General features: G+C 56.3%; 1 pseudogene. It reads left to right on the top strand.

Annotated elements, in window-relative coordinates:
* Positions 1–114, top strand: a pseudogene (locus Q0835_RS30300) (IS6 family transposase); the annotation flags it as partial.
* Positions 115–213: the final 99 nt, after the last annotated feature.

Below are 213 nucleotides of genomic sequence, written 5' to 3'. Positions count from 1 at the left end.
GTGGATCACGCAACACTGAACCGATGGGTCGTTCGTTACAGCCCGGCAATCACTGCAAAGGCCAAGGCCAGAAAACGACCGGTTTGTTGCTCCTGGAGAATGGATGAGACCTATGGTGCGCCTCGTCCCGGATGGCCCGGGGTGCATATGACTGGAATGCATTGAGAAAGGAGGAATGGAAGATTGCCTTGTCCCCTGCTGCAAGGGGGCATG

The organism is uncultured Roseibium sp. (genome assembly GCF_947499295.1).
Taxonomy (GTDB): domain Bacteria; phylum Pseudomonadota; class Alphaproteobacteria; order Rhizobiales; family Stappiaceae; genus Roseibium.
This window is presented reverse-complemented; position numbering and strand designations above follow the sequence as displayed.